The sequence below is a fragment of the Verrucomicrobiia bacterium genome (assembly GCA_035765895.1).
Classification (GTDB): domain Bacteria; phylum Verrucomicrobiota; class Verrucomicrobiia; order Limisphaerales; family DSYF01; genus DSYF01.
This window is the reverse complement of the sequence record DASTWL010000023.1, coordinates 92,433-112,735: the sequence shown is the minus strand read 5'-3', so window position 1 is coordinate 112,735 and position 20,303 is coordinate 92,433. Positions and strand designations below refer to the sequence as shown.

Annotated in this window: 19 protein-coding genes; 12 read left to right on the top strand and 7 right to left on the bottom strand. The window is 60.9% G+C overall.

The window, feature by feature from the left end; all coding sequences use genetic code 11:
- Window positions 1–291: 291 nt before the first annotated feature.
- The 3 genes from VFV96_05345 to VFV96_05335 form a co-directional block, all read right to left on the bottom strand.
- Window positions 292–540: a hypothetical protein gene (locus VFV96_05345; GenBank protein ID HEU5069826.1), complete on the bottom strand. Its 249-nt coding sequence runs from the start codon at window positions 538–540 to the stop codon at window positions 292–294.
- Window positions 541–629: 89 nt separating this feature from the next.
- On the bottom strand, window positions 630–881 hold the full coding sequence (locus VFV96_05340; GenBank protein HEU5069825.1) for a hypothetical protein: 252 nt from the start codon (window positions 879–881) through the stop codon (window positions 630–632).
- A gap of 723 nt (window positions 882–1,604) precedes the next feature.
- On the bottom strand, window positions 1,605–1,985 hold the full coding sequence (locus VFV96_05335) for a hypothetical protein (protein ID HEU5069824.1): 381 nt from the start codon (window positions 1,983–1,985) through the stop codon (window positions 1,605–1,607).
- A 516-nt stretch (window positions 1,986–2,501) separates the two neighbouring features.
- Between VFV96_05335 and VFV96_05330 the strand changes: the two genes are divergently transcribed.
- From VFV96_05330 to VFV96_05300, 7 genes are all read left to right on the top strand, one after another.
- Window positions 2,502–4,352 (top strand): glycoside hydrolase family 97 catalytic domain-containing protein, encoded by a 1,851-nt coding sequence (locus tag VFV96_05330; GenBank protein HEU5069823.1) that lies wholly within the window; start codon window positions 2,502–2,504, stop codon window positions 4,350–4,352.
- A 102-nt stretch (window positions 4,353–4,454) separates the two neighbouring features.
- The gene (locus VFV96_05325) at window positions 4,455–7,697 is read left to right on the top strand and encodes a family 78 glycoside hydrolase catalytic domain (GenBank protein HEU5069822.1); all 3,243 of its coding nucleotides are present in this window, start codon (window positions 4,455–4,457) and stop codon (window positions 7,695–7,697) included.
- 94 nt (window positions 7,698–7,791) lie between these two features.
- The gene (locus tag VFV96_05320) at window positions 7,792–9,546 is read left to right on the top strand and encodes an FAD-dependent oxidoreductase (GenBank protein HEU5069821.1); all 1,755 of its coding nucleotides are present in this window, start codon (window positions 7,792–7,794) and stop codon (window positions 9,544–9,546) included.
- Window positions 9,543–10,445, top strand: coding sequence for a class I SAM-dependent methyltransferase (locus VFV96_05315; GenBank protein HEU5069820.1), 903 nt, complete (start codon window positions 9,543–9,545; stop codon window positions 10,443–10,445). Before VFV96_05320 ends, VFV96_05315 begins: the two co-directional genes overlap by 4 nt.
- 331 nt (window positions 10,446–10,776) lie before the next feature.
- Window positions 10,777–11,076: an RNA-binding protein gene (locus VFV96_05310; GenBank protein HEU5069819.1), complete on the top strand. Its 300-nt coding sequence runs from the start codon at window positions 10,777–10,779 to the stop codon at window positions 11,074–11,076.
- Between the two features lie 117 nt (window positions 11,077–11,193).
- Entirely contained in the window at window positions 11,194–11,409 is a 216-nt protein-coding gene (infA, locus tag VFV96_05305; GenBank protein ID HEU5069818.1) for a translation initiation factor IF-1, read from the top strand.
- 120 nt (window positions 11,410–11,529) lie between these two features.
- On the top strand, window positions 11,530–12,747 hold the full coding sequence (locus VFV96_05300) for an NAD(P)/FAD-dependent oxidoreductase (GenBank protein ID HEU5069817.1): 1,218 nt from the start codon (window positions 11,530–11,532) through the stop codon (window positions 12,745–12,747).
- A 24-nt stretch (window positions 12,748–12,771) separates the two neighbouring features.
- Here VFV96_05300 and VFV96_05295 read toward each other — a convergent pair whose 3' ends face one another.
- The 3 genes from VFV96_05295 to VFV96_05285 all read right to left on the bottom strand — a co-directional run bounded on the left by VFV96_05295 (window position 12,772) and on the right by VFV96_05285 (window position 14,867).
- Window positions 12,772–13,977, bottom strand: coding sequence for a class I SAM-dependent rRNA methyltransferase (locus tag VFV96_05295; GenBank protein ID HEU5069816.1), 1,206 nt, complete (start codon window positions 13,975–13,977; stop codon window positions 12,772–12,774).
- 126 nt (window positions 13,978–14,103) lie between these two features.
- Window positions 14,104–14,463: a hypothetical protein gene (locus tag VFV96_05290; GenBank protein HEU5069815.1), complete on the bottom strand. Its 360-nt coding sequence runs from the start codon at window positions 14,461–14,463 to the stop codon at window positions 14,104–14,106.
- 161 nt (window positions 14,464–14,624) lie between these two features.
- Window positions 14,625–14,867 carry a hypothetical protein gene (locus VFV96_05285; GenBank protein HEU5069814.1) on the bottom strand — a complete coding sequence of 81 codons (243 nt, stop codon included), beginning with the start codon at window positions 14,865–14,867 and terminating at the stop codon, window positions 14,625–14,627.
- 778 nt (window positions 14,868–15,645) lie between these two features.
- Here VFV96_05285 and VFV96_05280 point away from each other — a divergent pair.
- Window positions 15,646–15,777 carry a hypothetical protein gene (locus VFV96_05280; GenBank protein ID HEU5069813.1) on the top strand — a complete coding sequence of 44 codons (132 nt, stop codon included), beginning with the start codon at window positions 15,646–15,648 and terminating at the stop codon, window positions 15,775–15,777.
- 78 nt (window positions 15,778–15,855) lie between these two features.
- Window positions 15,856–16,869, top strand: a complete 1,014-nt coding sequence (gene gmd, locus VFV96_05275; GenBank protein HEU5069812.1) for a GDP-mannose 4,6-dehydratase — start codon at window positions 15,856–15,858, stop codon at window positions 16,867–16,869.
- Window positions 16,870–16,997: 128 nt separating this feature from the next.
- Here the strand turns inward: gmd and VFV96_05270 are convergent, their stop codons facing one another.
- Window positions 16,998–17,936 (bottom strand): GDP-L-fucose synthase, encoded by a 939-nt coding sequence (locus VFV96_05270; protein ID HEU5069811.1) that lies wholly within the window; start codon window positions 17,934–17,936, stop codon window positions 16,998–17,000.
- A gap of 394 nt (window positions 17,937–18,330) precedes the next feature.
- On the opposite strand from VFV96_05270, the gene VFV96_05265 reads away from it, so the two are divergent.
- The 3 genes from VFV96_05265 (at window position 18,331) to VFV96_05255 (ending at window position 20,187) form a co-directional block, all read left to right on the top strand.
- Entirely contained in the window at window positions 18,331–18,702 is a 372-nt protein-coding gene (locus VFV96_05265; protein HEU5069810.1) for a type II secretion system protein, read from the top strand.
- 116 nt (window positions 18,703–18,818) lie between these two features.
- Complete coding sequence (locus tag VFV96_05260; GenBank protein ID HEU5069809.1) at window positions 18,819–19,220, top strand: prepilin-type N-terminal cleavage/methylation domain-containing protein; 402 nt, start codon at window positions 18,819–18,821, stop codon at window positions 19,218–19,220.
- 223 nt (window positions 19,221–19,443) lie between these two features.
- The gene (locus VFV96_05255; protein HEU5069808.1) at window positions 19,444–20,187 is read left to right on the top strand and encodes an ABC transporter ATP-binding protein; all 744 of its coding nucleotides are present in this window, start codon (window positions 19,444–19,446) and stop codon (window positions 20,185–20,187) included.
- Window positions 20,188–20,303 lie beyond the last annotated feature (116 nt).

The following is a 20,303-nucleotide window of genomic DNA, read 5'->3' as shown; positions in this document are numbered from 1 at the left end:
GGGAGAAGTCAAAACACTGTCCAAAATGTCGCGGGTGCAGTCGTCATTCTAAGCCGCCTCTCCGGGGGGAGAAGTCAAAACCCGGGTTCCTTGATCATCCAGCGCTGCAGAATTCTAAGCCGCCTCTCCGGGGGGAGAAGTCAAAACTCGTGATTGACAGCGACGCCAATCTTGCCCATTCTAAGCCGCCTCTCCGGGGGGAGAAGTCAAAACAGAGTAACTGAGAGGGTAAATCTTTGTGAAATTCTAAGCCGCCTCTCCGGGGGGAGAAGTCAAAACGATAGAAGCACGTCAACGCCGTGGGGCCTGGTGGTCCCACGATGAGGCGAGCTGGATGGTGACCGTGAACAGCAGCAGCACGGCGGGCACGGTGATGATGGCCGCCTGCCACCAGACAAATCCGCCCAACGTTTTCAAATAGACCCAGCAGATGACGCTGCTCACCAAACAGGAAACGATGATGGACGGGCAGGCGTAAATCGGCCGGCCGGTCGGATAGGCGTTGTCGCAGTGCGGACAGGTCCTGACTTTGGCGTTCAATTCGGTTTGGCAATACTGGCAGGTTGGCATGGCGGGTTGGGCTTCAATGCATCACGAAGGCAAGATGGGCGACGTTGAGCTGGTTGGAATCATTCATTGGCGCCTGGCCGGTGCGGTCGCACGGCGTGGGAAATTTTTTCGAGCCCGGCGGTTCGCAATGTGTCTTCCGCCAGGGACTGGACCGTGAGACAGGCCCGGGACAAATGAGCCGTCGTCTCGTTCAGCAGCACGGTCAATGAGGCATTCGGTGTGGCCCATTTCACGCCGTCGAACTCGCACAGCACGCTGCCGACGGTGAAGCGAAGAAGGTCGTGGTCCCAGGTTGTCTCGTGTAATGGCATTCCCGTGTTTCCCCTCGGCTCAAGGCCAACGGTGCGCCTTTGCTTGGTCCGGTCTGCCCGGTGGTGAACGGGATCGGCAACGGCAACGTCGTCGCGCGTGGTCCCGTGATGAGTTACGTCGCTCCGAGAATGGGATTCTAACTTGAGTCGTGGGCGGGTAAACCGATTTGTTCGCTGATTATCAGTGACATGCAGTCTGCAAGTCGCGGCGCGGTGCGATCCAATCGGGGTGATGCGGTTGAGTTGGTTTTGCCGCACGCCAAGGGCGCAACGGACGCGAAGCGAATGGGTGTTGCGGGTCCGATACTCCATTGCCAAGAAGAGGCGGTCGAGGTGACGGAGTTTGACCTTAGCCCATTCCCATGAATCGGAGCGCGGCTGTTCCCAGCCGCAGCAAGCCCGATTGCCAGCGCACGTCGTGAATAATTTGGATCGTCTTTGCGCCTGCCCCCCGCTGCGGCTGAGGACAGCCGCGCTCCACAGTTCAACGGCGCCAATTGCGAAGGCCAGATCGTGGAATCTCTCCATCCGACTCGGAAACGGTGGCCTCGGTCCAGGAGCGCCGACGTCCTCGTCGGCTTAAACGGAGCGAACGGCCGTGTCGGCAGATGAAAACGCCCGCCGGATTCGCCTTGGAGTTTGAACCTCCAAAGCCGGTCTGGAGACCGGCACTCCGGTGGTATTCCAGGCATTGCGGCCTTCGCGGCCTTGGCGTGAGCAGGATTACGCCACCAGAATCCGGTAAGCCGTGTAGCCGAGACCGCCGAGAAACACCAGCGCGGCCAGCACCTTGAGAATTGGACTGAACGGTTCAAGCCGGGGGTGCAACCCCCAGAACCAATGCGCGTGGATAAAAACGCCAACGGCGAGGTAGGCGATGGCCATCGCGTGTGCCGCCGGCCCCGTCAAATCAAGGTCCGAACCGTTGTCGCCAAAAAACTTGGTATGACCGGTCCGCAAACAATGAATCCCGTAGCCGATGGGAATCAGGGCCAGGCCAAATCCCAACAGCCACATCTTCACGCGTCCGCCCGATGGCGCGTTCGCCAGGCTGTCAGCCAGCTCCGCATCCGTGTCGTAAGGGTTGCGTGTCCAAAAGCTCATGTGACGTGAACGAATGCTGAGACAAACGCGACGTTTTTCATGCCCATGCCTCACCGACCAGTAAAACCATTGGCTGAAAATTGTGGGTCAATGGCAATACCAAAGGTTTTTGCTGATGGTGTTTTTCTACACTCGCCGGTGGGTGGTGACAAGCCGTGTCTTGAGGAGCCAGGCGGAGCGCCGACGTCCTCGTCGGCTTAAACGGAGCGAACGGCCGTGTCGTCAGATGAAAACGCCCGCCGGATTTACCCTGGAGTTTGAACCTCCAAAGCCGGTCTGGAGACCGGCGCTCCGGGGGCGATGCTGGTGGTTGTGTTGGAGTTAATGGTGGAGCCGGGTTTCAGCGGACGCGTGCTGGACTCATTGCGACGGCGGAAATCATCCGTTTGGATGAAGGAACCGCGGCGGGAGACCCGTTAGTGCGGCCACGCAACCGATGCCGCGTTCCAGGTCAGCAAAGGATGGCCTTTCGAGCGGCAAAGGCGGTAAGCTCAAATCATGATTCCGACGAAACGAATGACGACAAAACTCCTGACGACGATTTCGGCGCTGCTGCTTGGCGGCGCGATGGCGGCGAGCGCGGCGGATGCCGTCACGCTCAAGAGCCCCGATGGCAAGGTGCGGGTGCGCATCGAGCCGGGCGGACGGTTGCGTTACACGGTGACGTTTCGTGGCGTTGAAGTGGTCGAGCCTTCCGCGCTGGGCGTGACGGTTGACGGCCATGATCTCGGGCAAAATGTCCGGTTCACCGGCAAGCCGGCCTTCAGTGAAGTGAACGAAGCGTATCCGACCCGGGGCGTGCATCCGGTGGCGGTGAATCATTACCGGGCGATGGTGTTGCCGGTGACAAGCAGCGCGAGTGAAGGCGCGTGGCGGCTGGAAGTGCGCGCCTACAACGACGGCCTGGCGTATCGCTATGTCGTGCCCGGCGCGGGACGCCGGCACATCAACGGGGAAAGCAGCGAGTGGCAATTGCCCGTGGGCACGACGCTCTGGCATCAGAGCGCCGACAACCGCTCCTACGAGGCCCGTTATGAGCGCGACATCGTCGGCCAGATGGGGATTAGCCATCGGCTGATGGCGCCCGCGGCGTTGAAGTTTCCCGGCCGGGCGGGTTACGGGTTGATGACTGAGGCCAATTTGATTCGTTACAGCGACATGGCGCTGTATTCGAGCGGCACGCACGGCTTTCACGCCGTGTTTCATGATGATCCCGAAGGGTGGGACAACGAAGGCGAAATCGTTTCGCCCTGGCGCGTCACCTTGCTCGCCGCCGACCTGAACACGCTGGTGAACAGCGACCTCATCAAAAATCTTTGCCCGCCGCCGCCGGCCGAACTGGCGCAGGCGGACTGGATCAAGCCGGGCCGTTCCATCTGGCACTGGCTCACGGGCGGCGCGCCGAAGCTGGACGAACAACGAAGCTGGGTCGAGGGGACGAAGCGAATGGGCTACGAGTATTATCTGGTGGACGACGGCTGGCGCAATTGGAACGGTGGCGGGGACGCGGCGTGGCAGGCGTTGGGCGACCTGGTGCAATACGCCCGCCAGCAGGGCGTGGGCATCTGGGCCTGGGTGGATTCGAAGTATGTGTTCCAGCCGGCGGATCGCGCGGCGTATTTTCAGCGCGCCCGGCAACTCGGCGTCGTCGGCTTGAAAATCGATTTCCCGCATCCGGCGAATGCCGAATGGGTGCAGTGGTATGACGACACGTTGCGCGATGCCGCCCGGGAGCATTTGATGGTGGATTTTCATGGCGCGGTGAAGCCCACCGGCCGCGAGCGGACCTGGCCGAATGAAATGACCCGCGAAGCCGTGGCCGGCCGCGAGCAGGGGAAGAGCCCGGCGCTGCACGACATCACGCTGCCGTTCCTGCGTTACGTGCAGGGGCCGGCGGATTTCACGCCCACGCTGCTCATTCCGAAACGGCTGAACGGTTCCTCGTTCGCGCATGAACTGGCGATGCCCATTGTTTTCACGTCGCCCTTCCTGTGCATGGGCGACAATCCGACCAACTACCTGAACAGCGCGGCGGCCGACGTGTTGCGGGCGCTGCCTTCGGTGTGGGACGAGACCCGCGTGCTGCCCGGCAGCGAGATTGGCGAGCTGGCCGCGTTCGCCCGGCGCAAGGGGGATCAATGGTTCATTGGCGTCATCAATGACCTGACGCCGCGGCGGCAAACGGTCGCGCTCGATTTTCTCGGCAAGGGAAAATTCCGGCTGGTTGAACTAGCCGATGATCCGGAGCGCAACGACAACTTTATTCGCACCGAACGCAGCGTGACGCGTCGCGATACCCTCGTGCTGCCGTTGCGCAAGGATGGCGGCTACGTCGCCTGGCTGGTGCCGCAGAGCGCCGCGAAATGACGGACCGGAAGGGATTCACATCCGCCCGCGTTGCGGAACGGGAATTCTGCTTGAAGACCGGCGAGTTTTGCCGCGTCAATTCCCGCAACTTTTAACCACATCATGCGAAACATTCTTGCCTTAGGCTTCTGCCTGGCGGCCGCCTGCGTCGTCACGGCGGCCACCCAGCCGGTCCAATTGCGTTCCGAATATCGGGAGAACCCCGTCGGTGTGGACGCGCCCAGCCCGCGTCTGAGCTGGGTGCTTCCGGCGGCCGAACGCGGCGCGCGGCAAACGGCTTACCAGGTGCTCGTGGCCGGCGATGCGGATGCGTTGAATCGCGGTCAGGGCGATTTGTGGGACACGGGCAAGGTGAATTCAGACCAGAGCATTCAACTGCCCTACGCCGGGCGGACGCTGGCCGCGGGGCAGACCTGTTATTGGAAGGTGCGCGTTTGGGATCAGACTGGCGCCGCTTCGCCGTGGAGCCACCCGGCGCGCTGGACGATGGGTTTGTTGCAGCCGTCCGACTGGCACGCGCAATGGATTGGGTTCAAGCCCGGGCACGATGCGGCCGACGCCCTGGCGGAAACCTTGAAGCCGTTGACCCGCCTCGACGAAAACCACTGGGTCTGGCTGGCCGGAGCCGTGAGCGGCGACCAGTCCGCGGGCGCGGTTTATTTCCGCAAAGAAATCCAGATTCCTGCCGGCCGCGCGATTCGTGCCGCCGAATTCGTGCTGACCGCCGATGACACGCTGCAACTGTATGTGAACGGCGCGGCGGTCGGGCTGGAGCATCACAATTGGAAGCAACTGGCGGTGCGCGACCTGAAGCCCGCGTTGCACGCCGGCGCCAACGTGCTGGCCATCCTCGCGCGCAATTCGTCCCAAGGACCGGCGGGGCTGCTCGGGCGGCTCGGCATCGTGTTCGCCGACGGCGGAACGCTCACGGTGCCAGTCGATGGTTCGTGGCTGTCCAGCGCCGGCGAAACCCCGGACTGGAACGCGGCCGGCTTCGACGCGAAGGACTGGCAGCCGGCGGCCGAGATCGTCGCGTTTGGCGACAAGCATTGGGGGCGGCCGGCGCGCGAGGTGATGAGCCCGGCGCCCTTCTTCCGAAAGGACTTTGCCGTGACCAAGCCGGTCAAGCGCGCGACGATTTTTGCGACGGCGCTGGGCGTTTATGAACTGCACTTGAACGGTCAGCCGGTGGACACCGATGCGCTGTCGCCGGGGTGGACGGATTTCAGCAAGCGCGTGAACTACCGCGGCTACGATGTGACCGCGCAACTGCGGCGCGGCGAAAACGCGCTGGGCGCGATCCTGGGCGACGGCTGGTATGCGAGCTTCCTGGCGTTCACCGGCAAACGGCATTACTACGGCGGCGACCCGCGTCTGCTCGTGCAATTGCAGATCGAGTATCGCGATGGCACGCGCGAACTCATCGGCACCGATGCGAGCTGGCGGGCCGCGCTGGGTCCGATCCGGCAGGCGGACTTGCTGATGGGTTGTGTTTACGATGCGCGCCTGGAATTCCCCGGCTGGGACCGGCCCGGGTTTGACGCGTCGCAGTGGCAGGCCGCGCAGGTGGATCCGTCGGTCACGGTGAAACGGTATGCGCACCCGGGCGAACCCATCCGCCGCACGGACGAACTGGCCGCGCAGGCGATCACCGAGCCGAAGCCTGGCGTTTATGTCTTCGATCTCGGACAGAACATGGTGGGCTGGGTGCGGCTGCTCGCCAAGGGCCGTCCCGGCCAGCAGGTCGTGGTGCGGCATGCGGAAATGTTGAACCCCGACGGCACCCTCTACACCACCAACCTGCGCGCGGCCCGCGCCACCGACACGTATTATCTGGCCGGTCACGGCAAACGCGCCTATGAGCCAAGCTTCACCTTCCACGGTTTTCGCTACGTCGAGGTGACCGGGCTGAATTACCGACCGCGTCTGGGCGATGTGACGGGCATTGTGGTGCATTCGGACCTGCCGCGCGCCGGCTGGTTTGAATGTTCGGAGCCGCTGGTGAACAAGCTGGTCCTGAATTCACTGTGGGGGCAGAAGGGGAATTTTCTCGACGTGCCCACTGACTGTCCGCAACGCGACGAACGCGCCGGCTGGACGGGCGACGCACAGGTGTTCATGAAGACCGCCTGCCTGAACATGGACGCCCCGGCGTTTTACACCAAATGGCTGCGCGATTTGTGCACCGATTCGCAGCGCGACGATGGTGCGTTTGACGATGTGGCCCCGCACCTGGCGGTGGTGGGCTACGGCAACACCGGGTGGTCCGACGCCGGTCCCGTCTGCAACTGGCGGATGTATGAGCTGTATGGCGACACGCGTGTGCTGCGGGAACATTATCCCGAACTGCTGCATTACATGGATTACCTCGCGCAGAGCAGCCAGGACTACGTGCGTGGCACCGGCGCCTATGGCGACTGGCTGCGGCTTGCGGGCCCGCAACATTCCGATGCGATCGGCACGGCGTATTATTTTTACACGGCGTCGCTCATGGAACGCATCGCCACGGCATTGGGTGAGACCGGCGATGCACAACGGTTTCATGCGCTGGCGGACCACATCCGGGCGGCGTTCGCGCGCCACTTCATCAAGCCGGACGGGCGAATTGTGGATGCAAAGAATGAAACGGGACAGACGTTCTATGCGCTGGCGTTCGGACTGGACCTGGTGCCGGCGGAACTGAAGACCAAGGTCGCCGCGCAATTTGTGGAGAGCCTGCACGATCAGCAGGACCACATCGCCACGGGATTCCTGGGCACGCCGTTCATCTTGTTTGCGCTCGAGCAGGCGGGGCATCCGGAACTGTCCTATCACCTGGTGTTGAACAAGACCTATCCGTCCTGGCTGCAACAGGTGCTCTGGGGTTCGACCACCATGTGGGAACGCTGGGATGGCTGGCGCCCCGACAAGGGATTCCAGGATCCCGGCATGAACTCCTTCAACCACTACTGGCTGGGCTGCGTCAGTGAATGGCTCTTCACCCAGGCCGCCGGCATCGACACTGACGGACCCGGTTTCCAGCACATCGTCATTCACCCGCAAGTCGTGCCGCCCGGGCAAGGCTTCCACTGGGTCAACGCGACCTATGACTCGATTCGTGGTCCGATCACCAGCCGTTGGCGGCGCGCGGGCCGTCAGTTTCATCTGGCTGTGAGCATTCCCGGCAATTGCACGGCGACCGTTTACGTGCCGGCGGCCGACGCGACGGCCGTCACTGAAAGCGGCCGGCCGGCGGACCAGGCCCATGGCGTCCGATTCTTGCGCATGGCGGACGGTTGCGCGGTCTTTGCGGTGGAGGCAGGACACTACAAGTTCACCGCACGCGCTGTGGGACAGACTTTGTAAGGCTTCCGGAACCTGGCAACCTCTGTCCATGGCGCACCAGTCAATAAAGTCAAAAAGCCGGGCAAATGCCGCGACGTCCTCCGGGTCAGTCGGCGTGAACCAGCGAATGGTGGGATCGGCCCAACCGGGACTTTCCCGTCGCGCCTTTCTGGGCGCCACTTCGCTGGCCGTCACGGCCGTCCTCGCGGGGCGAGGCTTTGCCGCGGGCACGGCGGAGCGACGTCGGGTGGATGTTTGCGTTTACGGCGGCACGTCGGGCGGGGTTATCGCGGCGGTGACGCTCGCCCGTCTTGGGCGTTCCGTATTGCTCATCGAGCCGACCCGGCATCTGGGCGGCATGACCTCGGGCGGCTTGGGCTGGGTGGATTACGGGCGCGCGGCGACCATCGGCGGATTGACCCGGGATTATTTTCAACGCATTCGCGCCTGCTACAGTCAGGCTGGGATCACCACGAATGGCTGGAGCGTTGAACCGCACGTTGCCGAGCAATGCTTCGAGCAGCTGATTGCGGAAAGTCATGTCGAGGTGCTTCGTGAGACACGGCTCGCCGCCGTGGACAAGGACGGTCGCCGCCTGCACTCGCTGACGCTGGATCGGGCGCCGGTCGATGCGCGCGGCGCCCCCGCGCCGGAGCCGCAGGAACGCGCATCTCTGATCGTTGAGGCGGCCATGTTCATCGATTGTTCCTATGAGGGAGATTTGCTGGCCCGCGCGGGCGTCAGTTGGCGTTCGGATCGCGAAGGACGCGCCGAACATGGCGAGAACCTGGCCGGGGTTTGTTACGCACGGCTGGTCAGTGAGCGCAACAACGGGCCCAAACACGAAGCGAAGCAGACGCGGCTGCGCCTTGATCCTTACGTGCGACCGGGGGATTCCGCGAGCGGATTGCTGCCGTTGGTGTCGGCCGCCGCGCTGCGTCCCGTGGGCGCGCAGGACAACAGCGTGCAGGCTTACAATTTCCGGCTGTGCCTGACTCGGGAGGATCCGATTCCAATTGCGCCGCCGGCCAATTACGATCCCGCCCACTACGAATTGGTGCGCCGTTATCTCGCCGCGCTGGAAGCCATCGATGATCCGTTGGTTCCGATCGACCTTTATTTCAACTTCGGCCAGCGGTCGCCGCGGAACCATCCGCGCCTGCTCAAGATCACCCGCCTGCTGCGGGGCAAAACGGACGTGAACAGCGGTTCCTGCGGGATTTCGATGGATTTTGTGAACGGCGGGGCCGAACGCTACGCGAACGGAACCTGGGCGGAGCGTGCCCGCCTCTGGCACGCGCACGAAGATTATCAGCGCGGGTATTTGTATTTTCTGCGCACGGATGAACGCCTGCCCGACTGGCTGCGGCAGGAGATGGCCCCTTGGGGATTGCCGAAGGATGAGTTTCGCGACACCGGCGGCTGGCCCACGCAGCTTTACGTGCGTCAGGCCCGGCGGATGGTGAGCAACTACGTCATCACTCAGCAACATTGCGAGACGCCCGGCCAACGGGAGGATTCCGTGGGCCGCGGCAGCTACTCGCTTGATTCACACGTGTGCGGCCGGCTGGTGCAGGACGGTGCGGTCATTCATGAAGGCGGCTTTTATCATCGGCTCGCCGATTCCTATCCGATTCCGTATCCCGCCATCGTGCCGCGCGAGGAGGAATGCGAAAATCTGCTGGTGACATTTTGTGTGTCGAGCACGCACGTTGCGTTCGCCTCCGTGCGCATGGAACCGCCGTCCATGATCCTGAGCGAATCGGCCGCGCATGCTGCCGATCTCGCCCTGCGGCAGGGCACCAGCGTTCAGCGCGTCAATTTGCCGCGATTGCAATCGCGCTTGCAGGATGCCGGCCAGGTTTTGTGAGGCAATCGGGCAACCGTTCCGACGGCAGCCAGTTTGCGCAAGGCGGTGTCACCGACACCCGGAATCTTTCGCGCCATGATGGCGTCTTGTGCTACTGTCTGCGCACGATGAGCAGTGAACTCAACCCAATTCAACGCGCGGCCAGCGAACAGTTCACAAGGCAAAGCCACCGCTACGGCAAAGGCCACATCCTGGAAAACATTGCCGACGTGCAGGCGGCGCTCGAAAAAATTTCCCTGCCCGCCGGCGCGGCCGTGCTCGACGCTGCGACGGGCGGCGGCCATACCGGTTTGCACCTCGCGAGCCTAGGATACCGGGTCACGCTCTCCGACTTGACCGAGGCCATGCTTCAGCGGGCTGGTGAAGCGGCGACGGCGCGCGGGCTCAATGTTGCATTGCGCTGTCATCCGGCGGAAGCGATGCCTTACCCCGACGCGAGCTTCGACCTCGTCACCTGCCGCGTGGCGCCGCACCACTTCAGTTCCGTGGCGGGATTTGTCGCCGAGGTGGCGCGGGTGCTCAAGCCGCGCGGATTTTTCCTGCTTATTGACGGCACGGTGCAGGACGACGAGCCCGAGGCGGAGGCGTGGTTGCATCAAGTCGAGAAACTCCGCGATCCCAGCCATCACCGGTTTTTGACGCCCCGCCAATGGGGCGAGCTTTGCCGCGCGGTGGGGTTGACCGTGACCGTCAGCGAGCTGCACCTGAAAAAGCAGCCGGATCTGAACTGGTATTTTGAGACGGCAGCCACGCCGGTGGAGAATCGCCAGCGGGTGGTTGAACTCGTGGCTCACGCGCCGGCGGCAGTGCGCAAGTTGTTCGCCTTGGGCGAGGAGGAGGGCCGGACCATTTGGTGGTGGCCCATGCTCACGCTGGTGGCGCAGAAATCCGGCCACTGACGCTGCTGTTGCGGGGGCGGGCGGACCGCGATGAACGGCAGGACGATGGGTATATCGGGAATCCGTCCAGATGGAGCGGTGCCACAAAAGCGCGGGCCGGCTTGGTGGCGGGTCTGTTGACCCCGGATTTGGACCGGCGAGAATTCTGGCGAAAACTGAAGATGAGGCTTGCCAACGAGGGGAATTGCGCCAATTTCGAAGCGTCCGTTAGCTAGCTTCATGCTTCCATGGCGTGGTGAATCTTCAAGTGAACGCGGTTCAGTGATGATTTGAAATCCGAAGGACGGGAACAGTCTGGATCAAGCAAAGACAGTCTCGGACAGTAAATCACATGAACAACAAACTATTCGTCGGCAACCTTTCCTTCAACACGACCGAAAACGACTTGCAGGACGCGTTCGCCGCGCATGGCACCGTGCTCGAAGCCAACCTGATGATGGACCGCATGAGCGGCCGTTCGCGGGGCTTTGGTTTTGTGACCATGAGCACGCCCGAAGAGGCCCAAAAGGCCATCGAAGCGCTGCATGGTCAGGATCTCGATGGACGCGCCTTGACCGTCAACGTCGCCCGTCCGCGCGAGGAACGCCCCGCGGGTGGCCGTCGTGAATCTGGCGGCCGTGGCCGCTACTGATCGGGTTTGTTTCGGGGCGAAGTCCGGATGGCCGGACTTCGCTTTTGCTTTTCCGCCGCCCGGCCCGCCGGAGGTGGGGCGGGCTCGCAATCCGTGCTGGTTCCGGCGCTCGCATTCATGAAAGAAGATCATATCGAAGTCGAAGGCAAAGTTCACACCGTCCTGCCCGGCACCATGTTCCGGGTGGAGCTCGACAACAAACACCTCGTGCTGGCCACCATCTGCGGCAAAATGCGCAAACGCTTCGTCCGCCTGACCGTGGGGGACCGCGTGAGAATGGAAATGTCGCCCTACGATTTGAGCAAGGGCCGCATCACCTGGCGGCTGCGCTGACGGTCTTTCCTTTTGCCTTGCCCGCAGCGGCGTCACCGGCCGGTTGACGACGGCGGCAAATTCAGGTCGATTGAGGCTCGTCCGGCGGAAACCCGGTCCGCCGGCCTTGAATTTTTCCAGATGCCAAACGTTGTTGTCGTCGGCGGCGGTGCGGCCGGCTTTTTTGCGGCCATCACCGCCGCGGAAGCCGGGGCGCGTGTGACGTTGCTGGAGCGCGGGCCGCAGTTTCTCAGCAAGGTGCGTATTTCCGGCGGCGGCCGTTGCAACGTGACGCACGCCTGCTTCGAGCCGCGCGAATTCACCCGGCGTTATCCCCGTGGCGACCGGGAATTGATCGGGCCCTTCCATCGCTTCCAGGCCCGCGACACGGTCGCATGGTTCGAGGCGCGCGGTGTTCCGCTCAAAGCGGAGCCGGATGGACGGATGTTTCCCACCACGGATTCTTCGCAGACCATCATCGATTGCCTGATGCACGCCGCGCAGACGGCCGGTGTGAAGCTGCGGTTGAACTCGGGTGTGGACCAGGTGCGGCGCGAGCCGGCGGGCGGGTTCAGTGTTGTTCTCGGCAGCGGCGAAATCCTTAGCTGCGAGCGCGTGTTGCTGGCCATCGGTGGTTGCCGTTCTGCGGCGCTTGGCCAGCTGGCCGTTTCCCTCGGACACACGCTCGTTCCGCCGGTGCCCTCGTTGTTCACGTTTCAAATTGAAGCACCGTGGCTGCGCGCGTTGGCGGGCGTGAGCGTGGCCGAAGCCGAAGTGGCCGCGCCCGATCTGGGCCTGTGCGAACGCGGCCCCCTGCTGGTGACGCATTGGGGACTGAGCGGGCCGGTGGTGTTGCGCTTGTCGGCGTGGGGCGCGCGGCAGATGTGCGCCGTGAATTATCACTTCACCCTGCGCGTCAACTGGCTGCCGCAGTTGCGCGAGCCGGATCTCGTCCGCGAACTGCAATCCCGCCGCGCGGAGCAGGGTGCCCGGCTGGTGACGAACGCGCCGCTGGCCCCGTTGACGGCGCGGCTCTGGGGCGCGTTGGTGGAACAGGCGGGACTCGGACCGACGGCCCGCTGGGCTTCCCTGACACGCACCCAGCATCAGCAACTTGTCCGACAGCTCACGAGCACGGCGTTCTCCGTCACCGGCAAAAGTCTGAACAAGGACGAATTTGTCACCTGCGGCGGCGTCCGGCTGAACGAGGTGAATTTCAAAACCATGGAGAGCCGCATCTGTCCGGGCCTGCATTTTGCCGGCGAGCTGTTGGACATTGACGGCATCACCGGCGGCTTCAACTTTCAGGCGGCATGGACGACGGGCTGGCTGGCCGGCACAGCCATGGCCGCCGGTTGAAGCGTGATTGTCGGTAAAAGGGCTTCAGCGCACCAACTCGAACGCAAACCCCTTCAGATACTCCGTCTCCGGGATGCTCGGGATGATCGGATGATCCGGCGATTGCGCGTAAGTCGCCACACGCCGCAGGACCCGCCGCTGGTCGTAAGCCGCCGACAACACCGTGTCCTGAAAGAGGCCCGCGTCCACGTGATGCGAGCAGCAGAACGTCGCCATCACGCCGCCGGGCTTCAGCAGCTTCAGCGCGCGCAAGTGTAGTTCCTTGTAGCCGCGCAACGCATCCGGCACCGACGCGCGATTCCGCGTGAACGACGGCGGATCGAGAATGATGACATCGTAACGCGGGATGACTCGTTCATGCGGCGCCACTTTTGTGTTCGCCTTGAACCAGTCGAACACATTCGTCGTCTCGAACTGGCACACGCCCGCCACGCCGTTCGCGGCGGCATTGCGCTTCGCGGCGGCGATCGCGTCTTCGCTCTGATCCAGCATCAACACCTGCGCCGCGCCGGCCTTGGCCGCATGCAGGCCGAACCCGCCGAGGAAGCTGAAACAATCCAGCACGTTCGCGCCCTTCGCGAACTGCGCCACGGCCTGATAATTCGCCTGCTGATCGAGATACATCCCCGTCTTGTGCCCCTCGCGCACGTCCACCTCGAAGGACAGCCCGTTCAGGTTGATCGTGATGGGGCCGTCATGCTGGCCGGCGAGAATGCCGTTCGCATCCGGCAAGCCTTCAAACTTGCGCGACGCGAGTTCATTTCGTTCGAGGATGGCGCGGGGCGAGAAAATCTTTTGCAGCACCTTGACGAGGGTGTTCTTGTGCAGGTCCATGCCGAGCGCGGAAGTCTGGAGCACCAGCACGTCCTCGTATTTGTCCACAATGAGGCCGGAGAGTTCGTCGCTCTCGGCGTTGACGACGCGGAAGGACGTGGCGCCGGGCAGATGCCGCTGGCGCACGGCGAGCGCGGCGCGGATGCGCTCCTCAAAGAACGCGGCGTTCAACTCCACGCGGTCGGCGGCGATGAGGCGGACGTTGATCTTGGACTTGGAATTGTAAAAGCCCACGCCGAGCAGGCGCTGGCGGTGATCCTTCACCTGCACGAGTTCGCCGTCGGTGGCGGGTGCGGTGAGGCGGAGGATGGAGCCCTGGTAAATCCACGGATGACCCGCAACGATGCGGTCAGCTTCACCGGGACGGAGGAGGACAGTGGACAGGTTATTAGTCATTTTTGTAAACAGGTTTGCGTGCCGACACGGCAACGCGGGCGCGGAGGATAGACGGATGCGTGGTGCCTAGGAAGGTAAATTAAGTGCAATCGCAGTGACGCAATGGCTGAAGATGTTTCTAAAAAATCAACTTCGTGGCGCAGGCCAACGGCAGCCGCATTGTGTGCAAACACGCTCGGGTTTGAACATCGCATCGGCCATGCTGTTTGCTGCCGTGCCGAGGAGAACCCCAGTTAAATTTAATGGCGTCCAGACTCGCGGTTTAGAAGGGTAATGCGTATTGAACTCCTCCGACCCGCATTTCGGACATTGGTTCGGGTTTTCACGAACCTTGCGGTTAAACTCTTCAGCCATCTTCACCTCATTGCCAACGTCTGCAACCTTTCGCGTGAATGATGCCCAAACTGAAGGAGCGACCAAGACGAGACCAATCAGCATGACAATCATCATGGAATTCTCTGTAGCCTTGTAGTCGTCATAGGCCATGCCATTCCACTGCCAAGCGTCGCGTGCAGAACAACTCCGCCAGAGTCCGAGAATAATTAGGCATGTTCCGACTAACCGTGCACCACTCGATACCGTGGCCTTCCAATTGCGCTTAGGTTTACCAGAATAGGAGTGCTTGCTCATGACTGCGAGAGGGCGTGCTACTTTTGCTTCTTCTCCATCTCCTTCAAGAGTGTTTCAGCTTCGGCGGGGGAAATAGCACTGGCAAGCGACTGCTGCATCTCATAGTGAATTTGTTCTACTGCTTTCGACTCTGGATGGCTAACTGGAAGTTTAGTGCGTGGGCTTATCGCTTCCGCGACTGTTTCCTCTTGGTGCTTGGATGGCTGTTGCGACTCGTTCTTGTTAAGGACCGGTTGCTGATCTTGTTTTGGCGAATTCATAGTTTTTCAATGCTGCTGCAAAGGCATCAAATATTTGTAATGCAGACGTTCGACTTTATTCTCAGTCAGCATATTGTCTTTGTATTTCACCCCCACAAGGCTGTCAACGCAGGGCTGGCGCGGACGGTGGAGTAACGTGAGCGCCGCCGTCCTCGACGGCTTTGGACGGACGAGCGGCAAGGGCGGATGAATCAATCCGTGGCCGAACGTGGTGGTAAATCGGGCGCGCAAAGCCGGCCAGAGGCCGGCGCTCCTTTCACGTAGTCTGGCGCAGTCCCGCGCAGCAGGGGAGCCCAACGGGCTTCTGTCCCAAAGCCCAGGGTTGCGAGGCACGAGCTACCCTGGGGCACCATCCCGGAAGCATTTTCAACCTCAACGCGGTTGCGGCCCTCGGCATGATTTGGCGAACGAAGACCAATGCCCCCAACCGCGTTGCGGTTGGAAGATCATTTCCCGTCAACCCAAGGAAGGCGCTGGCGCGCCAACCTTGGGCTGTGGGACGCAATCCCGTTAGGATTGTTCGTCCCGTCGTTATCGTGGATTTGTATTCACCCTCACAAGGCCGTCATCGGCGTCTGGCGCGGAGAAAAGGGGAGCGCGGCTGTCCTCAGCCGCAGCGGTTCCGAATACGAAGAGACGTTGGGAATTCATGGTCATGTCGTTTGGCCATCGGGCGTGCTGCGGCTGAGACAGCCGCGCTCCATCATTGTCCGAAACTGGAGCGCCGCCGACCTCGGCGGCTTTGGGGCGCCGAGGGGAGGCGTGGTTGAATCAAATCGTGCTGACTCTGACGGTGAATCAGCTGCGGCATCTCACTATCGGTGCGGTGGCGGGCGACACAGCCACGTTTCGTTTTCTCACCGCCGGTTTGGAGAATTGGCAGGCCGGAGGGCTGCTCACCTGCAATTGACCGTTCGGCACGGGACTTTGGTTGATTCTGCAAGCTTGCTCCAAACCGGTCGCTTGGCACACTGCGCCGCACGCAATCATGGCCAAGCGCGCATTAATCACCGGCATTACCGGGCAGGACGGATCCTACCTGGCCGAGCTGCTGCTCAGCAAAGGTTACGAGGTGCACGGCATCATCCGCCGGGCGAGCACGTTCAACACGGGTCGGCTCGATCCCATCTACGAAGATCCGCACGTGGACAAGAAACGGTTGTTTCTGCACTACGGCGATCTGTCCGATGCCAGTGCGTTGGCGCGGTTGATTGGCAAGATTCAGCCGGAGGAGATTTATAATCTCGCGGCACAAAGTCACGTGCGCGTGAGCTTCGATGCGCCGGAATACACGGCCGACATTACGGGGACCGGCACGATCCGCCTGTTGGAAGCCATTCGTGAGACCGGCATCAAGCCGCGCTTTTACCAGGCCTCGTCTTCCGAGATGTTCGGCATGGTGCAGGAAGTGCCGCAGAAGGAGACGACCCCATTTTATCCCCGCAGCCCCTACGGCGCCGCGAAGGTTTATTCCTATTGGATTACCGTGAATTACCGCGAGTCCTACGGAATGCACGCCAGCAATGGCATCCTGTTCAATCATGAATCACCCCGGCGCGGCGAAACGTTTGTGACGCGCAAAATCACCCGCGCGGTGGCGCACATCAAGGCCGGTCTGCAGGACAAGCTGTTTCTCGGCAACCTCGATGCCAAACGCGACTGGGGTTACGCCAAGGAATACGTGGAGGCCATGTGGCTGATGCTGCAGCAGGACAAGGCGGATGATTACGTGATTGCCACCAACGAAACCCACAGCGTTCGCGAGTTTCTGAAGGTCGCGTTTGGCCACGTGGGATTGGACTGGCAGAAATACGTTGAGATCGATCCGCGCTACTTTCGTCCGGCTGAGGTGGACCTGCTGATCGGCGATTACTCAAAAGCCAGGGAACAACTGGGTTGGGAACCCAGGACGAAATTCGCCGATCTGGTCAAACTGATGGTGGACGCCGACGTGGAGCTGCTGCGCAAACATCGCGCCGGCGAGATTCAAATGCGGGGTTGAGGCGGGCTGGTTTGACGTGCAGTTGCCTCGTCGCCGTCCCCGGCTAAACTCCGGTTTGCCGGGAAAAGTCCCGTGAAACCCGCTGTCACCTGCGGAGTGAGCGCTCGTTGCAGGCCGAACCGCGCTTGTCAGCCGCCAAAGCGCTTCAAAAAATCCTCGTAAGCGAGGCGGATGCCCGTTGCCAAATCCACCTGCGGTTTCCAGCCGAACGCAAACAGGCGGGAGCCGTCCATCAACTTGCGGGGGGTGCCATCTGGTTTCGTCGTGTCCCAGACAATCCCTCCTTTGAAGCCGACGATGCGCTGGACGGTTTCCGCCAGTTCCAGAATGGTCACGTCGCTGCCGCTGCCCACGTTGATGAACTGCTCTTCGCTGTAATGTTGCATCAAGAAGAGGCACGCCCTCGCCAGGTCATCGGCATAAAGAAATTCGCGCCGGGGCGCGCCCGTGCCCCAGCAAACGACTTCGGATTGGCCGGCGGTTTTTGCCTCGTGAAACTTGCGGATCAGCGCCGGCAGCACGTGGGAATTTTGCAGATCGTAATTGTCGTTTGGGCCATACAGGTTCGTCGGCATGGCGCTGATGAAATCGCAGCCATATTGACGTCGGTAGGCCTGACAGAGCTTGATGCCGGCAATCTTGGCAACGGCATACCATTCATTGGTCGGCTCCAGCGGACCGCTGAGCAGGTATTCCTCCTTGAGCGGCTGCGGGGCGAGCTTGGGGTAAATGCACGAACTGCCGAGGAACAGCAGTTTCTTCACGCCCGCCTGCCAGGCGCCGTGAATCAAATTGTTCTGGATTTGGAGGTTTTCGTAGAGAAACTGCGCAGGATGATTATGGTTGGCCAAAATGCCACCCACCTTGGCGGCGGCGACGAAGACATACTCAGGTCGAAATTCGTGGTAAAACTCGTTGACGGCCGTCGCGTCCAGCAAATCCAGCTCAGCATGCGTGCGGCCAATCAAATGTGTAAATCCTTGACGTTCAAGTTCGCGCCAGATGGCGCTGCCAACCAAGCCTCGGTGCCCCGCGACGTAAACGCGAGAGGTTTGCTGAAATCGCATGCGCCACCATACTGAGCCGGCTTGGGTGGAACAAGTGGGGTGCTATAAAATGCGGTGGTTCGAGTTTTCTGCTCGCGCCCAGACCATCGTCATCACCAAGCCGGTCAAATTGTCCCGGTTTTAGGCAGCCGTCCTCGCGCCTGAGAAGAATTTGGGGCACGTTTAAAGTTTGTGCGGCTCCAATTCGGCGGCGAAACTTGTCAAAACAACCGGTGTTGACACTTTTTGGTGGTTTGCCGTCGCAAAATTGACGGTTTTCACCCTTGGCATTAGCATTGCTAGTGTCATGTCCATCGCGGTTGCAGCAGGCAATGAGTGGACGGAACCGTTCTAATAAATAACCCGCCTGCTGCACTGTCCACGCCGCGGAAACGACAGAAAGGCAAAGTCAGTTATGAAGATCAATACCTCCCGTAAGTCGGGCTTTACGCTCGTTGAAATCATGATCGTGGTCGCCATCATCGGCCTCTTGGCCGCCATTGCGATCCCGAACTTCATCAAGGCCCGCGCTACCTCGCAAACGAAGGCCTGCATCAATAACCTCCGCCAGATCGACGGCGCTATTCAGCAATACGCGCTGGAAAACAACGTGGCTGCCAACGGCCCGGTTACCGAGGCTAACGTGGCTCCCTATTTGGGCCGCACCGTTGCCGCTGCGACTTTTGCTGACGCAGGTGTCAAATGCCCGGCTTCCGGGACCTACGCGGTTACCGATGCTTCGACCAAGCCCACCTGCTCTATTGGCGATCCGCACATTCTCCCTTAAGGAGAATTGCTGATTGGGCGATTAGCTTGAAACGTGAAGGGCTTGGCGTTCGCCAAGCCCTTTTTTCTTAACGTGTAGTTGTGCTCTTCTCGACAAGTTGCAAACGATTTGAAGTGATGAGCGCCATTCAGTTGAGGCTAATAAAAGCTATGAGGGCAAAACATTGCAAACGACGAGCCTTTACCCTCGTTGAAATTATGATTGTGGTGGCGATCATCGGCCTTTTGGCTGCCATTGCCATTCCCAATTTCATTCGTGCCCGGACGCAATCACAAACCAAGACCTGTCTGGGCAATCTGCGCCAGATTGACAATGGCGTGCAACGCTGGGCGCTGGAGCATAACAAATCCGGAGCGGATGCGGTGACTGAGGCTGATGTGGCTCCATATCTCGGGCGGTCCGTTGACCCGCTCACGTTTGATGCTGCCGGAGTCAAATGCCCCGCCAGCGGCACCTACGGGGTAACCGATATTCAGTCGGCTCCAACATGCACGGTTAACGGGCATGAGATTAATTAAAACATCTGTCATGTTTGAACACGGGCCCGCAAATGCGGGCCCTTTTCTTTGTGATGAGGTTGGAGTTGGAAAAATTGGTTTGATTGGCTTGGCGGGTAGCTGGGTGATTGCTCTGCATGGCAATATTTCCAATTTTGAATGTCTGGCGGCTTCGAGTGTCGTTAGTCGTGGATTTTTTCCACTCGTCGTTGACAATGTTTCTGCATAACACTCTGTTACGCAAATGGACGCCATCCTTAAAACTGACCGGTTGCGCGTAGAATACCCCGTGCGCCAGCGCGGCCAGGGGCCCAAGGTCGCCCTGCATGGGCTGGATTTGACCGTTCGTGCCGGGGAGGTTTTTGGCTTCCTCGGTCCCAACGGTGCGGGCAAGACCACAACCATGAACGTCCTGTTGGGATTTGTGCAGCCGACCAGCGGGGCGGCCTACCTGTTTGGGGTGGATGTGCGTCAGCCGATCGCCCGGCAACGGATTGGCTACCTGCCGGAGCTGACCTACTACTATAAATTCCTTTCGGCCGAAGAGATTCTTCGGTTTTACGCTAAAATCTTCGGGATACCATCCTCAGAGGCGGAGCAGCGGATTGATCGATTGATCAAGCTCGTTGAACTGGAGCACGCGCGGAAGCGTCCGCTTAAATCCTATTCCAAAGGCATGCAGCAGCGCGTGGGACTAGCGCAGGCGCTGATCAACAATCCGGATTTGCTGATCCTCGATGAACCCACCAGCGGCCTCGATCCGCTTGGCCGCATGAAGGTGCGCCAGATCATTCAACGCCTGAAGGACGATGGCAAAACGGTGTTCTTCTCCTCGCACGAACTCGGAGAAGTGGAAACCGTGTGTGACCGCGTGGCGATTGTGAACCAGGGCGAACTTAAGGTCGAAGGCCGCGTGGATGAACTGGTAAAACAACATCAGTGCGATCTGGAAAAGATTTTCCTGAAGATCGTCGGTTATGAAGGTTGAGTTTTAACCACGAATGGACACGGATGAACACGGATAAGAAACCCCTCACCCGCCCTTCGGGCATCCTCTCCCCATCGGATGGGGAGAGGGATGGGGTGAGGGGCATCTGTGTTCAT

Bases quoted from the DNA above. Each gene is read 5' to 3' on its own strand.
- VFV96_05340 (HEU5069825.1), bottom strand. From the start codon at position 881: ATGCCATTACACGAGACAACCTGGGACCACGACCTTCTTCGCTTCACC.
- VFV96_05300 (HEU5069817.1), top strand. From the start codon at position 11,530: ATGCCAAACGTTGTTGTCGTCGGCGGCGGTGCGGCCGGCTTTTTTGCG.
- infA (HEU5069818.1), top strand. From the start codon at position 11,194: ATGAAAGAAGATCATATCGAAGTCGAAGGCAAAGTTCACACCGTCCTG.
- VFV96_05260 (HEU5069809.1), top strand. From the start codon at position 18,819: ATGAGCGCCATTCAGTTGAGGCTAATAAAAGCTATGAGGGCAAAACAT.
- VFV96_05270 (HEU5069811.1), bottom strand. From the start codon at position 17,936: ATGCGATTTCAGCAAACCTCTCGCGTTTACGTCGCGGGGCACCGAGGC.
- VFV96_05265 (HEU5069810.1), top strand. From the start codon at position 18,331: ATGAAGATCAATACCTCCCGTAAGTCGGGCTTTACGCTCGTTGAAATC.
- VFV96_05255 (HEU5069808.1), top strand. From the start codon at position 19,444: ATGGACGCCATCCTTAAAACTGACCGGTTGCGCGTAGAATACCCCGTG.
- VFV96_05325 (HEU5069822.1), top strand. From the start codon at position 4,455: ATGCGAAACATTCTTGCCTTAGGCTTCTGCCTGGCGGCCGCCTGCGTC.
- VFV96_05335 (HEU5069824.1), bottom strand. From the start codon at position 1,985: ATGAGCTTTTGGACACGCAACCCTTACGACACGGATGCGGAGCTGGCT.
- gmd (HEU5069812.1), top strand. From the start codon at position 15,856: ATGGCCAAGCGCGCATTAATCACCGGCATTACCGGGCAGGACGGATCC.
- VFV96_05330 (HEU5069823.1), top strand. From the start codon at position 2,502: ATGACGACAAAACTCCTGACGACGATTTCGGCGCTGCTGCTTGGCGGC.
- VFV96_05290 (HEU5069815.1), bottom strand. From the start codon at position 14,463: ATGGCCTATGACGACTACAAGGCTACAGAGAATTCCATGATGATTGTC.
- VFV96_05310 (HEU5069819.1), top strand. From the start codon at position 10,777: ATGAACAACAAACTATTCGTCGGCAACCTTTCCTTCAACACGACCGAA.
- VFV96_05295 (HEU5069816.1), bottom strand. From the start codon at position 13,977: ATGACTAATAACCTGTCCACTGTCCTCCTCCGTCCCGGTGAAGCTGAC.
- VFV96_05285 (HEU5069814.1), bottom strand. From the start codon at position 14,867: ATGAATTCGCCAAAACAAGATCAGCAACCGGTCCTTAACAAGAACGAG.